This window comes from Alteromonas sp. ABH2_165 (genome assembly GCF_056159945.1).
In genome coordinates this window covers 324,090-338,472 of record NZ_JBSWWF010000005.1, presented here as the reverse complement: position 1 = coordinate 338,472, position 14,383 = coordinate 324,090, and the positions used below count along the sequence as shown (strand labels likewise).

Here is a 14,383-nt window from a genome sequence, read left to right as displayed (position 1 = left end):
ACATACTGAATATCCGGCCCCTATGAGTTGTTGAACGCCAACATTCGGCTAAACTCAATTCAGACAGTTTTAAAAGGGTCTGAGTATGCTTGGGGTTGTTTTTACAACATTGATAGAAATGCTTGAAGAAAATGTGTCGCCGGAATTTGCCGATGAGGTAATCACCGAAGCTGAACTGGATAACGATGGTGCATATACCTCCGTGGGGTATTACCCGTTCAGTGAGATGCAGAAGATTCTTGGCGTGCTGGTGGCGAAAACCGGCAAGCCACCTGAAGAACTGCTTCACGGTTTCGGCTATTACCTGTTCGGCCGCTTAGCGCAGTCGCACGGGCAGGTGATGTCCGGAAGCAAGAATCTATTAGATGCACTGAGCGTGCTAGATAACGATATCCATGTTCAGGTGAGAAAGCTTTATCCTGATGCCGATTTACCTACATTCACTGTCGTTTCACGCACCGAGAATACCATGGTGTTGGAATACTACTCAGTGCGTGAGTTAGCGCCGTTGGCTGAAGGATTAATGGACGGTGCAGCGGAATACTTTGGTCAGAAAATACATCGGGTAACCACTAAATCGGATAAACCACACACCTACGAGTTTTTAATAACAGTGGAATGAAGACGTGTCTCAACGTGATGCAGAAAAGGAAATTGCAGCGCTACAGCGTCGCCTAAGCAGAGAAAAGGCCGCTCGAGGGCAGGCAGAAAGCCTCTTGAATGAAAAGAGTGAGGCACTTTTTGATGCGTTACAACAAAGCCAAGGTACGGAGAGTCGCTTACGGCTGGCTATGTGGGCCGCTCAGGAATCTTACTGGGAATGGAAGGCTGACTGCGACGAGATCACTATCCGCACCTTTTCATTGCGTTCTGCACGTGAGTCAAAATGGCAAAGTAACCCCTTCGATTTACTGCAAAAAATTCACGACGAAGATTTAAGCCAACTCCAGTTGCAATGGGCAATTGTGCTGCACGGAGGTGAAGACCGTCTTGAGTTTTCGTTTCGGTTTCAACGCAAAAAACAGTTTATGTGGATGCGTTTGCGCGGGCGGGTTCTTGAACGAGATGAATTTGGTTCAGCGGTACATATCGTTGGCACAACCCGCGATATAACGAGCGAAAGGGAAGTTGAGCAAACCTTTCATCTGATGGCATCCGCCTTTGCCAGCTCGCGCGAACCCATGCTGGTACTTGCCAGCGACTACACCATAACCGAATGCAATGGTGCCTTTGTTGGTATGTTGCGCGCAGGTGATAAGCAACGGCTTATCGGCACTTCGCTTCCCTCTATGCTGGTAGATTCTGCCCGGCATTTTGCCTCAGTTTCAGGTTCTCAAAGCCGTTTCGAGAGTATTTTGATCACACCGGATGAGCGAGAAATTCCTGTGGATGTTTCGCTATCCCGATTTGAAAGTCAGTATCAAAAACGGCCTTATGTGATTGCCACCATCCGCGACATTTCTGAACGTAAGTTTAACGAAAACCGTTTACGGCAGATGGCGATGCACGATGATCTCACAGGCCTCAATAATCGCAACGGTCTAACCGAGTCGTTGCAGTACATACTGCAGGAAGAAAAAGCGTTCAGTTTACTGTTTATCGACCTTGATGGCTTTAAGTTGGTAAACGATGGTGCTGGACACGAAGTGGGTGATGATTGCCTTCGTAGTGTGGCAAGGCTTCTCGAGAGGATTAGGCTCGAAGGCACTATCGTAACTCGTTGGGGCGGGGATGAATTTGTTGTTGTTTTGCCCACGTGTGGCGAAGACACGGCTATGGACATCAGCGAATATATTATCAGCGGCATCGAATCATTGCAGATCATGTCGACCAGTACTGAACTTCGATTGTCTGCCAGTGTGGGCATCGCCTCCTACCCGAATGATGGAGAAAGCATAGAGCGTCTAATACAAAATGCTGACGCAGCAATGTACCAGGCGAAAATGGCAGGTAAAGGGCGGGCCAATGTTTATCAGCAGGGCTTGTGGGAAAGCATGAAAGCCCAGGTGAGTTTACTGTCTGACTTGCGCAAGGCCATTGAGCAAGAACGGCTGGATTTTTACGTGCAGGGCAAATACGACATTAAGGGCGTACTGCAATCCGGTGAAATGTTGTGCCGCTGGCATTCTGCCATGCACGGCAATGTGTCGCCTGGCGTTTTTATCCCCTTGGCGGAGGCAAATCAGTTGGACTTTCAGATTGGCTTGATGGCGCTATCCCGCGCCTGCGATTATCTGGAAGTGATGGCAGAACATGGGCTTACCGTTCCGCTGGCCGTAAACATAAGTGCAAGTCAATTACTCGATCCTTTGTTTCCTGCCGAAGCCTCTGAAATCTGCTTTAACCGGAATATTCCGCCCCGCTTAATTGAGATTGAGCTAACCGAATCTATATTCATTCAAAATGAAGAACGCGCTCTGGCTGCATTGAATGCCTTGCGACAAAGTGGCTTTTCACTCGCGCTGGACGACTTCGGCAGTGGGTTTTCTGCTCTGAGTTATCTCAAAATGTTCGATTTCGACACCGTAAAACTCGACAGAAGTCTGCTTAAAGATATTCACTATAACAAAAAGGCATTGGCGCTGTTTCAGGGAATCATAGCCATGTTGCAGCAATTAAACATACACACGGTAATTGAAGGGGTAGAGCTTGCTGAATATCTGCCCCTGCTTCGTGAGGCAAATGTGAACCTGCTGCAGGGATTTTATTTTGATAAGCCCGCGCAGTTCAGTGAGTTTATTTTACGGCTTCCTATGCACCCCTCCGTAGAATGATTGCGGCGGCGAATAAAAAAACGGCGGCTATCCGGTTAAAGGCTAGCCGCTGTTTTGTTCTTTACTGAGCTAAAAGCTACTACCTAAAGAGACAGACTTTTAACGGGCATTCGTGCTTTCAAAGATTTTATCTGCTGACGCGGCTACAAACCCCTGGTACAGCTTGCCATCAGGCATAGCATAGCGCTGTGCAAACTCATAGAAGCAGGAAGGAATTTGCAGGGTTTCATCACCCATTTTCACGTCGGCCTTGTCAGCCATGGTGGAAGACTGGGCCAGGCACACATCCTCACCACCTTTAATCTCGCCGCCAGACGTATTCAGTACAAAACCAGCTTCTTTCAGCAACGTGTTCACATCAAACAGTGACTGGGTCTGTTTCAGGTGGTTAACACTAACTGTGAAGTGATTGGCCTGAAAACCCCATGCCGCAAGCCAGGCTGCGTATTCTGATTCGTTCAGCAGGGTGTCGTAGTCTTCCTTCGATAAATCCCACTGTGGGCCTGAATACAGGAAGGTTTCCGCCGTCACCAGCTCGCCATCCATCTGCTCAACCAGACGGCTGATGATGTTCTGCGCCTGCTGCGATAATTCGCCTACCCGCAATTCACTGATAAAAACTTTTGGCTTTGTATCGTCCGGGTGTTCGAAGTGCTTGGCATCGAGCTTTTTAGCTTCAAAATCGTACTGGCCTTTCTCTTCGTAACCTAACGCCAGAAAATGCGCCGCCAACTTGTCGAGGCGGGTTTTATCCAGGTTAAAGGTACGAAAGGCGACGTGGTCGTTGACGATGTCGTCACCGTTTTCTTCGCCGACCAACAGCGCATGAATTTTATGCGCTGATGGTGTGATAGTGACATACTTGTCCCAGAGGCGGGCAAACAACGTATCTACGTTAGTATGCATAGTCTGTGTCCTTGTTATTGGTTTACAGCGTCAGACCTGGGCTCAACGAGCCAGGCAGGGTCACTTTGTCCAGTTCTACAGACGCTACCGGGTAGGCGCAGTAGTCTGCAGCATAGTAAGCACTGGCACGATGGTTACCGCTTTCGCCCACACCACCAAATGGAGCAGCACTGCTTGCACCTGTAATTGGACGGTTCCAGTTAACAATACCGGCACGAATACGCTGGAAGAAATAGCGGTAATCTTCTTCGCTGTCGCCCAGGAAGCCTGCAGACAAACCGTAGCGGGTGTTGTTAGCCTCTTTAATGGCGGCGTCGAAGTCGCTATAACGAATCACTTTCAATAACGGACCAAAATGCTCTTCATCCGGCAGACTGGCAAGAATGCTGGTCACATCGATAATACCCGGCGTAGCAAAACCTTTATTTGCTTCCGGTTGCGTGAGTTCAAGCAACACATTGGCACCAAGATTGACCAGTTCAGCTTGCGCGTCGACCATCATTTTTGCTGCTTTGGCAGAGATCATTGCGCCCATGAATGGTTGATCTTCAGCGTCGTATTCACCCACTTTAATTTGTTTTGTCACATCAATCAGACGAGACAGAATAGCATCACCAGCGGCGTCTTCTGGCAGGAACAGACGACGAGAACAAGTACAACGTTGGCCTGAGGTGACAAAGGCTGACTGCACGATATCGTGCACCGCTGCATCGGTGTCGGCCACATCTTTAACGATAAGCGGGTTATTGCCGCCCATCTCCAGCGCCAGGATCTTACCGGGGTGACCGGCAAACTGTTCGTGCAAAATTTTGCCGGTACGCGAGCTACCGGTGAAGAACAGACCGTCGATACCCGCATGAGTTGCCAGTGCTTTACCGGTTTCTACTTCACCTTGAACCAGGTTCAGTACGCCTGCTGGTAAACCGGCTTTTTCCCACAGTTGAACCATCAGTTCAGCAACGGCTGGAGTAAGGTCGCTAGGTTTAAATACGATGGTGTTACCCGCCATGAGCGCAGGCACAATGTGACCATTTGGCAGATGGCCAGGGAAGTTATAAGGGCCAAATACCGCGACTACACCGTGAGGCTTGTGGCGGATAAATGCCTGACCTACTGGCATTGGGTTTTCAACCGTACCGGTGCGGTCGTGATAGGCTTTCTCAGAAATACCGATCTTGCCGGTCATCGCGCCGACTTCGGTTGCTGTTTCCCACTCAGGCTTACCGGTTTCGCGGGCAATCAGCTTGGCTAATTCTAGCTTGTGTTCCGCCAGCAGTTCACCATATCTTTTAATGATAGTCAGGCGTTCTTCAAAACTGCGGAATGACCAGTCGGTCAGTGCGTTACGGGCGGCTTCGATGGCATTATCTACCTGCTCTGCCGTGGCTGCCTGACCTTCCCAGATAACCTGATCTTTGGCTGGATCGATTGATTTCAGAGCGTGGCCTAGTCCAGCGACCCACTCACCGTTAATAAAGTGCGTAGTTTGCATGAAATTGTCCTGTCGTTAGTCTCGAAAACTGACCGGTGCGAATCGCACCATGTCGCCTTCGTTTATATTAAGTGCCTTTGCAGCTAATCGTGAGATCACGGCGACACCGCGATCTTCGCTAACCGCCAAGTCGGTGGCAACGGCGCGAAAATCAGCTACAGAGGTATTGATGATATAGCAAGTTTGACCGCCCTGAGCTGCACCTTGATCATCGATGACAATCGGCAGTTTACGGCTCATCTGAGCGGTACGAATATGACTGAGGTTAGCTTCCACAGTGGGGCCAGCATCAAAAATATCCACGTAACCCCGGCAACTGAAACCTTCTTCTTCCAGCAGCATTAATGCAGGACGGGTTTTCTGATGAACCTGACCTATGACTGCCTGGGCTTCTTTGCTCAGTAAGTTAACGTAAATAGGATATTTAGGCATGAGTTCAGCAATAAAACGTTTATTGCCAATGCCGGTAAGATAATCTGCGGTAGGGAAGTCCAGCGAGAAGAAATGCTCTTCTAGCCACGCCCAGAACGGCGATTTCCCTTCCTCGTCACTTACACCGCGCATTTCTGCGATGATGGTTTCTGAGAACCGTTCACGGTGTTCCATCATAAACAAAAAGCGAACTTTAGACAGAAAACGGCCGTTCACGCCGCCCCGAGCCTGCTCGCGCAGGAACAGGGTGCAGATTTCTGTCACACCGGTGTAGTCGTTACACACAGAGAGGATATCCACCGTGTTGTGGATATTCAATTCCCGGGAGGCGTGCACCACTTTACCCAAATGGTAGTGGTAGAACGCGTCATCCAGTCCAACCGCGGCTTCGATACCGGTGGTACCGACAACAGTACCGGTGACGGTATCTTCCATCACAAACAGATACGACTGATTGCCGGGCTGGGTAACTTGCTCGGAGAACGCTTTTTCAGCCCGCGCAATTTTTTTGCGCAGCAGCGTTTCGTTCACCGGCAAGGAGGTAAAGCCAATACCGGATTCAACAGCGATGTTATTCAGCGCGTCGTAGTCGTTATTGTTGATTGGGCGAATGATATGCATAGTTGCTTACTCGCAAGCCTAAATTCAGGCGTTAACTACATTGGCAACTGCACGTTCGAAGCGCGCCATACCATCACGGATCTCTTCTTCTGTGATGATCAGTGAGGGCGCGAAACGTACCACGTTGGCACCCGCAACCAAACACATCAGTTTCTCATTTGTGGCGGCAACCAGGAAGTCACGGGCACGACCTGCATAGTCTTGATTAAGGGCGGCACCTAACAGCAGACCTTTACCACGCACTTCAGAGAACACGTTATATTTGTCGTTGATTTCGCCCAATAATTCGCGGAACAGATTCTCACGCTCAACCACACCGTTCAGTACTTCTGGGGTATTCACCACGTCGAGTGCGGCTTCTGCAACAGCACAGGCCAGCGGGTTACCGCCATAGGTACTTCCGTGAGTACCGGCTTTCAAATGCGCAGCAATTTCAGCCGTTGTCAGCATAGCGCCAATAGGGAAGCCGCCACCTAGCGATTTCGCCGTAGTGAGAATATCAGGGGTTACATTCAGACCCATGTAAGCGTAAAGCTGACCTGTACGGCCTACACCCGACTGTACTTCGTCAAAAATCAGCAGTGCATTGTGCTTGTCACACAATTCACGTACGCCTTTAACGAAGTCTGCATCAGGAGAGATGATGCCGCCTTCGCCCTGTAATGGCTCCATCATCACTGCACAGGTTTTTTCAGAAATCAGTTTTTCAAACGCTTCCAGATCGTTGTAGTCACAGTGCAGAACCGCGCCTGGCTTAGGACCAAATCCATCCGAATACGCTGCCTGACCACCAACTGTTACGGTAAAGAACGTACGGCCGTGGAAGCCTTGGTTAAACGCAATGATTTCGTTCTTATCTTCACCAAATTTTTCCAACGCATAACGGCGAGCCAGTTTCAGTGCCGCTTCGTTAGATTCGGCGCCTGAGTTCGCGAAATAAACGCGCTCTGCAAATGTAGCGTCGGTAAGTTTCTTCGCCAAACGTAATGCGGGTTCGTTAGTGAAAACGTTAGACAAGTGCCAGAGTTTGTTGCCCTGTTCTGTTAATGCACCGACAAGAGCAGGGTGACAGTGGCCCAGTACATTTACCGCAATTCCGCCTGCGAAATCGATGTATTCATTGCCTTCCTGATCCCACACGCGGGAGCCTTCACCACGTACCGGCACCATGTTGGCTGGGTTGTAGTTAGGGACCATGACCTCGTCGAAGGTTGCGCGAGTTACGTTCATTACAGTTACCTCTTTTATCGGGCATCCGCGGTGCAAACAAGCTTGTATGCGAATCAGTTCTGGATGCGAAAAGTACGAATTAGCTTATCAGTATGCCACTAATAAGACGCTTTGTAACCTCGGCGGGTTCCGCTCAAGGCCTTATTTTTAGAGGGGTTTAGCTCATTTTGCATAAAAAGTGCATAAGCATGCAGAGGCTAAGCAGAAAGAGATGCAATTTGTTAACAAGCTAACAGAAACCGGCCGTGGTGAGCTTAGTATAGGTTGTGGATACGCACTGGCTTGAATGAATATCCACTAAAAAACTTTATATGCTGGAACGCTTTTGTCTAAAAAGTGCGCAGATTTGGACTAAAAAGGCACTATCAAATCTTATCATCATCGATGAGAGGAAGCTGGAACAGCTCAGTCACCTTCAAAACATCTCGTTCGCTGCGAACAAAACCTGTTTTGTGCAGTGCCAGCGGAATTTCACTTTTCTCAAGGAATTTGCCCTGATGTAACATGCGGATAGAGGCGTAAGCCTGGGCTTTTTTCAGCAGTTCAGTCACGTCATGTGGGTGTTTATCTTGTTCGGCAATTTCAGTAAATGGCAGTGCGATTCGTAATCGCTTAAAACCCATGGCTGTGGTGAGCTTAGCCGTTAATGCTGGGGCGAGTTCTTCTTGCATTGCAATAAGATAATTGGCCGACGGTTGCGCCTTCTGCATCGCGGTGTGCAGTGGTGCGTTTCTGGCGATTTCAGCTTCTCTGAGCAGTGAAAGTTTTGCCTGCTCAAAGGCTTTGAAATAAAGCCGAGCAATAGTGCTGCGCCCGAGTTGGGAAAAGATACCGATGGTAAAAGCTTCGTGCGGCGACACGCCGTAATCGTCAGCTAACGCCCGCATGGATAAACCAATGGCTTCGCCATACTTTAAAAGCCGGGTTTTAATTTCCGGGTAAGGATCGGTGATTTTAGGCAGTGCTCGTTTTAGTACCGATACCGGTATCAACAATCTGAGGTTTTCAATGCCGATAAAACTCAATGCGGTGCGCATGGTTTCCACAGGAATGATTTTTCCTCGGGAATCCTTACGTCTGAATTTAGGCGTGTTAACGATAGCCATTAAGTCATCGTAAAGCCAAGGTAATGCACTGGCGTGTGACTCGATACGGGTTATGGATGTTGCGCGAACCGAGAGCACATCCAGCAAAGGTGCCACATCTTCACTTAAACCGAGAACCGATGAGAGTACAGTTTCTGCGTCTTCAATTTCGCCGCGAATAAGATCAAAAACGTGCTGGTGTACTTCTGCATTTACGCGGTCAATAAGGCTGGCTTCGGTTTTTTGCTGTAGTTGCTTATTCTCAATGGCAACTTTTTCAACATGCAGTAGCTGTCGTCTGGCATCACCCTGTTCCGACTGGGCAAAGGCAACCTCACCCGGACTTCTGCGGCCCATCATTTCAGATACACGAGCAGCGTCGATTAGCAGGTTATCAAACCGTTCAGATACAGGAGGGAGACTGTCGGAGTTTTCATTCACGGCAAGTAAGTTCCTACGGATATTTGACCAACTTTTGCTGTTCTCGGGTATTGGGTGTGAGAGCATGACAACAAACCTATAACTCTAATCGTACCCATTTATCGACCAATATAGCGTTTTTTTTTAGCTTTTTGAGCGATTTATGCAAGATAAATTATGAAGCTAGAGATAAAAAGCGTTGCAGCACTGCATGCCCATGTTCTGTCAGTAACGATTCAGGGTGAAACTGCACCCCCCAAACCGGAAGCGATTGATGACTTATGGCCATGATTTCTCGTTTTCCGCTTTGTCCCTCGCACCAGGCATCAACCTGCAATGTGTCAGGCAGCGTAGAAGGTTCGATAACCAGAGAGTGGTAACGGGTTACTTCATAACCTTGGGGCAGTCCTTCAAACAGCCCGCTTTCACGATGATAAAGTGGTGAAGTTTTTCCGTGCCTGACTTTGTCTGCACGGGTTACTGTGCCGCCAAATACCTGACCGATAGATTGATGGCCTAAGCAAACACCGAGCATAGGAATTTTACCGGCAAAGTGTTTGATGGCTGCTAACGTAATACCGGCATCGTCTGGCGTGCAGGGACCCGGCGATAGCACAAGGTAATCTGGAGATATTGCTTCGATCTGAGCCAGTGTGATGGCGTCATTACGCACCACACTGACTTCCTGGCCCAGTTCCGTAAAGTAACGGGCCAGGTTGTGGGTAAAGGAATCGAAGTTATCAATTAATAACAACACTGGCTGATCCCATATGTAAAAGGTGGCTTAGCGCGGACGCGGTAAAAAGCCGAGTGAGTTGTACACTTTATCCAGTGTAACTGCTGCACGGGCTGAGGCTTTCTCAGCGCCTTTTTTCATCACTTCATCAAGATAAGCGCGGTCTTCACGTAGCGTTTTAAAGCGAGTTTGCACAGGCTCAAGCAGTGAAACTACGGCTTCTGCGACATCGCCTTTGAGATGCCCGTACATCTTGTCTTCATATTCTGGTACCAACTCGTCGATAGAGCGCCCAGTCGCGAGAGACAGCAAAGTAAGTAGATTGGAAACACCTGGCTTTTCTTCGGTGTTGAAGTAAATGCGTGCCTGTTCATCAGAATCGGTAACAGCACTTTTAATTTTCTTGGTCAGTTTTTTCGGATCTTCCAGCAGACCGATAAAATTTTTCGGGTTGTCGTCCGACTTAGACATTTTCTTGGCCGGCTCCTGCAAGCTCATGATACGCGCACCGAACTTGGGGATAAAAGGTTCTGGAATGGCAAACATGTCACCGTAAATATTGTTCATACGGGTCGCCACGTCTCGGGCCAGTTCCAAATGCTGCTTCTGATCGTCGCCAACCGGTACCTGGTTCGCCTGGTACAGTAGGATATCGGCTGCCATGAGTGCAGGGTAGGTGAACAGGCCCGCATTGATGTTGGTGACGTTTTTGGCGGATTTATCTTTGAACTGCGTCATGCGATTTAATTCACCCATTTGGGTGTAGCAGTTTAAGATCCACGCCAACTGCGCATGTTCTGGCACGTGAGACTGAACGAACAACGTGCTTTTTTCAGGATCGATGCCGCAAGCAAGATACAGAGCAAGGCCATCTAAACATGCCTCACGCAGGGCTTCAGGTTCCTGGCGCACGGTAATCGCGTGCAAATCAACCAGCATATATAAGCATTCGTGGTCGTCCTGCATAGAAACCCACTGCTTAAGTGCGCCCATGTAGTTACCGATGGTAAGTTGGCCTGATGGCTGACAGCCGCTTAATACGATTGGTTTGTTGCTCATTTTATTACCTGTACCTGCTGTAATGCGTGTTAGTTGTTTTGCGCTGCTGCCAGTTCATCGCGCATGCGGTCAATAACAACTTTGTAATCGGGTTCGTTGAAAATGGCGGAACCGGCAACAAACATATCTGCTCCCGCTTCGGCAATGGCACGAATGTTATCGACTTTTACCCCACCGTCAATTTCAATTCGGATATTTTTGCCACTTTCTTCTATCCGCTGCTTTACTTGTCTGATTTTATCCAGGGTAGATGGAATGAATTTTTGCCCACCAAAACCTGGATTCACCGACATGATAAGAATGTGATGAAGTTTGTCGATAACATGATCGAGATAATGTAGCGGCGTAGCCGGGTTAAATACCAGGCCTGGTTCACAGCCTTTATCTATGATGAGCTGCAAAGAGCGGTCGATATGCTGCGACGCTTCTGGATGAAAGCTAATGTAGCTGGCACCGGCATCAGCAAACTTCTCAATAAGGTCATCTACTGGCGATACCATTAGATGTACGTCGATAGGGGCTGTGACACCGTGTTTACGCAACGCTTCACAGATCATCGGGCCAAATGAGAGGTTGGGCACATAGTGGTTGTCCATGACATCGAAATGCACAACGTCCGCGCCAGCAGCGAGCACTGCATCTACATCTTCGCCCAGTTTGGCAAAGTTCGCTGAAAGAATAGAAGGAGCAATGAGGAAGTTCTTCATGTTGATACCCTGTAAACGGTAGGAAGCGGTTTGAATGATACCGTGGGCCGATGCTGATGTCTTGTGGTGCATCTGTTTTCCCGCTGTATTGGCTATAACGTACGCCTATTTAAGTCAATTGACTTAGATTGCCCACAGTCAATTACCGAAGTTTTTTCCTGTTCTAACGCACATTCTGCGTCGATGCACCAATTTGGTGATTTTGCTTTTCCCTGGTGCGACCCATCTTGGTGCTAAAGATTTACACCGTCTTCACGTTCCACGAAAATGTGAATTAAAATTCATTGATTTCAGTTAGTTATTCATTTTTTCGTCGAAAAAACCAGTTAGGCATCACTTTTGCCTATTACTGACAAGATTAAAAAGAACAATAAGACAGAATCTCAAGTTAAGTACACAATTATATAAATCCAACGGAGAACACATGAAAACTTCCATTCAAAAAACGTTACTGGCTGTTGCAGTATCTTCAGCTGCTTTATTAACTTCTGCGCCTTCTTTTGCAGAATTGAGTGCGAACGTAAGTGTAACAAACAACTACATCTGGCGTGGTCTTACACAAACCACTAACGATGCAGCTGTACAAGGTGGTATCGACTACGCCGACGAAAGTGGCTTTTACGCAGGTACTTGGGTATCTAACGTAAACTACGGTGCAGACGACGTTTACTCCTATGAGCACGATCTGTATTTCGGTTTTTCTGGTGAAGCTGAAGGCTTTACTTACGATGTAGGTTACCTGTACTACAACTACGATTCTGTTGCTGAATTCGATTTCGGTGAAATCTACGGTACTATCGGTTACGAAGGTTTCAGCGCGTCTCTGTACCTGCTGGCTAACACTGAAGCCGACGAAGGTGAAGGCCAAGACTTTGGTTTTGCGCAAGCTTCTTACCTTTCTCTTGACTATGCAATGCCTGTAGCAAGCGGTGCTGAGCTGGGTCTGCACGTAGGTTATCACCAAGGTGACTTCGCTGAAGCGTTCAACGGTGTTCCAGATGGTTACGCTGACTGGGCAGTATCTATCGCGAAAGACGGTTTCAGCTTTGCAATCACTGGTACTGACCTGGATGACACCGGTGCAGATGCCTTTGACAACGATTCAATCAAATTCGTTGTTGCTTACGGCGTAGACTTCGAGCTGTAAGTCTCACCGAAAATATTTCTAACGTTGAGTGTGAAAACCCGGAGCTTCGGCTTCGGGTTTTTTATATTAAGCTGGTTTAACAAATACAAAGTACAGCTTGTTAGATTGCTGTTTATGATTATAATAAGGTTACTTTTTAGCCGACGGTGATGGTCATGGAACAGAACAAACCGATTCAATCAAAGCGTCCCTGCGCGAAAAAGCCACTTGGTGCTTTTATCGGCGCAGCCATAATGCTTTCGGCTGCATATTTTAACCCTCCTTCAGTATCGCAAGTCGTTTGCGACTTGGGTACAGAAAGCGCCACCACCTACCAAATGCAGCCTTCTGCTGCGACTAACCCTGCGTCTCAGTGTTCAGCATTGCTCGCGCCAGAAATTAGTTGGTTGGAATGGGCGGTGGGTAAATCCTCTTCTTATCAATTACACTTCTTTGATTTGCTCGAATTGCTATACGGTAATTCGGAAAGCAATTTCTCGTCGTCTAAAGGGCAGTAATCCGCTATATGGATGAAAAACCTCGTTCTCCAGGCATTGGAGGGATGCTGCTAAGCGTACTCGCCAGCGCGTTTGGTGTGCAGAGTCAGCAAAATTATGAACGCGACTTCAATGGCGGAAAACTCACCGGGTACATCGTTATTGGCGTGTTGTTTGTTTGCCTACTCATTGCTGCATTGGCAGGCTTGGTCAATTTTATTTTGAATTAGTGGTTCTAAACGCAGGTTTGCGCTTTCGCTTTCTTGGCTTAGGTGGCGGGAGGTCTGGATTCGGCGCAAAAAATGCCAGCAACTCTGAAGCCGGTTTTCTGGTTGCCCCATTCTGACTAATCGAACGTTTCACTGACAATTCAGAAATGTCTGCATTCGCGTAAAGATTGCGCGTTAACGGCAAATCATGATTAGAAATCAGCACTGGTATTCCACGCTTGTACGACGCCCTGATAGAGAGTGTGGCCAATTGGTGCTGACTTTCCAGACCAAAGCTTTTGGCTGCATAGCTGGTGAAAGCGGCTGTTTTGCTTAACGGTGCATAGGGTGGGTCGCAGTAAATTACGTTGCCACGGCGCGCACGGCTAAACACCTTCTCGAAGGGCAGACAAGTAAACACCGCCTTTTGCGAACGCTCTGAAAAATACAGCATTTCCTCTTCTGGAAAGTACGGCTTTTTATAGCGGCCGAAAGGAACGTTAAAGTTCCCCGCTAAACTGTATCGACACAAACCGTTGTAGCCATGTCTGTTCAGATATAAAAAGAGTATTGCCCGATAATATTCATCGCTGGTGTCGTTAAACTCTTTGCGCAAAGCGTAGTAGGTTTCTTCATTATTATGAGCATCGGTGAAGAATCGCGACGCATCATGAATCACGGCATCAGGCTGGGATTTCAGAAAGTTATACAGGTTAATCAGATCAGGATTAATGTCATTCAGCAGATAGCGCTTAAAGTCGGTGTTCAGAAATACAGAACCCGCCCCGACAAAAGGCTCGATGAGTCTGTTGCCCGAAGGGAGTTTGGCATTGATGTTTTCTACCAGGCTGTATTTTCCGCCGGCCCACTTCAAAAAGGCCCGGTTCTTTTTTTGCATCATGCTGTCTGAAAATTACCCACGCGCACACCACGTTTTTAACGTGTTATAGGATGTTATTAGAAATTTGGTCTGAGTTATCGCGGTCTGAACAGCGGAAACAAAGAACCAATGATGATTGTATCTGTCATCATCGATCCCGACAACCTGGAATGTAACAACCGCTGCATTTAACAGCGAATAGGGTTAAG

Annotated in this window: 14 protein-coding genes; 5 read left to right on the top strand and 9 right to left on the bottom strand. The window is 48.0% G+C overall.

Translation table 11 applies throughout. The features are described 5' to 3' along the window. Window positions 1-85 precede the first annotated feature (85 nt). Together ACXAFQ_RS12210 and ACXAFQ_RS12205 are read left to right on the top strand one after the other, a co-directional pair. A complete protein-coding gene (locus tag ACXAFQ_RS12210; RefSeq protein WP_474822305.1) occupies window positions 86-622 on the top strand; it encodes a heme NO-binding domain-containing protein in 537 nt (178 codons plus the stop codon). Between the two features lie 4 nt (window positions 623-626). Further along, a complete protein-coding gene (locus tag ACXAFQ_RS12205; RefSeq protein WP_474822301.1) occupies window positions 627-2,774 on the top strand; it encodes a putative bifunctional diguanylate cyclase/phosphodiesterase in 2,148 nt (715 codons plus the stop codon). Window positions 2,775-2,873: 99 nt separating this feature from the next. On the opposite strand, the gene ACXAFQ_RS12200 is transcribed toward ACXAFQ_RS12205, so the two are convergent. The 8 genes from ACXAFQ_RS12200 to rpe form a co-directional block, all read right to left on the bottom strand. After that, on the bottom strand, window positions 2,874-3,680 hold the full coding sequence (locus tag ACXAFQ_RS12200; RefSeq protein ID WP_474822299.1) for a 2-oxoadipate dioxygenase/decarboxylase family protein: 807 nt from the start codon (window positions 3,678-3,680) through the stop codon (window positions 2,874-2,876). 22 nt (window positions 3,681-3,702) lie between these two features. Next, window positions 3,703-5,172 (bottom strand): succinylglutamate-semialdehyde dehydrogenase, encoded by a 1,470-nt coding sequence (gene astD / locus ACXAFQ_RS12195; RefSeq protein ID WP_474822297.1) that lies wholly within the window; start codon window positions 5,170-5,172, stop codon window positions 3,703-3,705. A gap of 15 nt (window positions 5,173-5,187) precedes the next feature. Next, complete coding sequence (gene astA, locus ACXAFQ_RS12190) at window positions 5,188-6,225, bottom strand: arginine N-succinyltransferase (protein ID WP_070126506.1); 1,038 nt, start codon at window positions 6,223-6,225, stop codon at window positions 5,188-5,190. Window positions 6,226-6,249: 24 nt separating this feature from the next. Next, window positions 6,250-7,455, bottom strand: coding sequence for an aspartate aminotransferase family protein (locus tag ACXAFQ_RS12185; protein ID WP_474822291.1), 1,206 nt, complete (start codon window positions 7,453-7,455; stop codon window positions 6,250-6,252). 365 nt (window positions 7,456-7,820) lie between these two features. Further along, window positions 7,821-8,981: an HDOD domain-containing protein gene (locus ACXAFQ_RS12180; RefSeq protein WP_474822286.1), complete on the bottom strand. Its 1,161-nt coding sequence runs from the start codon at window positions 8,979-8,981 to the stop codon at window positions 7,821-7,823. 154 nt (window positions 8,982-9,135) lie between these two features. Next, window positions 9,136-9,717, bottom strand: a complete 582-nt coding sequence (locus ACXAFQ_RS12175; protein ID WP_474822283.1) for an anthranilate synthase component II — start codon at window positions 9,715-9,717, stop codon at window positions 9,136-9,138. A gap of 27 nt (window positions 9,718-9,744) precedes the next feature. Beyond that, entirely contained in the window at window positions 9,745-10,755 is a 1,011-nt protein-coding gene (gene trpS, locus ACXAFQ_RS12170) for a tryptophan--tRNA ligase (RefSeq protein ID WP_070126510.1), read from the bottom strand. A gap of 29 nt (window positions 10,756-10,784) precedes the next feature. Continuing rightward, the gene (rpe, locus tag ACXAFQ_RS12165; protein ID WP_474822484.1) at window positions 10,785-11,462 is read right to left on the bottom strand and encodes a ribulose-phosphate 3-epimerase; all 678 of its coding nucleotides are present in this window, start codon (window positions 11,460-11,462) and stop codon (window positions 10,785-10,787) included. 424 nt (window positions 11,463-11,886) lie between these two features. Here rpe and ACXAFQ_RS12160 point away from each other — a divergent pair, with 424 nt between their 5' ends. The 3 genes from ACXAFQ_RS12160 to ACXAFQ_RS12150 all read left to right on the top strand — a co-directional run bounded on the left by ACXAFQ_RS12160 (window position 11,887) and on the right by ACXAFQ_RS12150 (window position 13,315). After that, window positions 11,887-12,609, top strand: a complete 723-nt coding sequence (locus ACXAFQ_RS12160; RefSeq protein WP_474822278.1) for a TorF family putative porin — start codon at window positions 11,887-11,889, stop codon at window positions 12,607-12,609. 155 nt (window positions 12,610-12,764) lie between these two features. Continuing rightward, window positions 12,765-13,106, top strand: coding sequence for a hypothetical protein (locus ACXAFQ_RS12155; RefSeq protein ID WP_474822274.1), 342 nt, complete (start codon window positions 12,765-12,767; stop codon window positions 13,104-13,106). Between the two features lie 8 nt (window positions 13,107-13,114). After that, window positions 13,115-13,315, top strand: a complete 201-nt coding sequence (locus tag ACXAFQ_RS12150) for a DUF2970 domain-containing protein (protein WP_070126513.1) — start codon at window positions 13,115-13,117, stop codon at window positions 13,313-13,315. Here ACXAFQ_RS12150 and ACXAFQ_RS12145 read toward each other — a convergent pair. Further along, window positions 13,302-14,195 (bottom strand): Dam family site-specific DNA-(adenine-N6)-methyltransferase, encoded by an 894-nt coding sequence (locus ACXAFQ_RS12145; RefSeq protein ID WP_474822268.1) that lies wholly within the window; start codon window positions 14,193-14,195, stop codon window positions 13,302-13,304. The two genes, ACXAFQ_RS12150 and ACXAFQ_RS12145, sit on opposite strands and share 14 nt — an antisense overlap. Window positions 14,196-14,383: the final 188 nt, after the last annotated feature.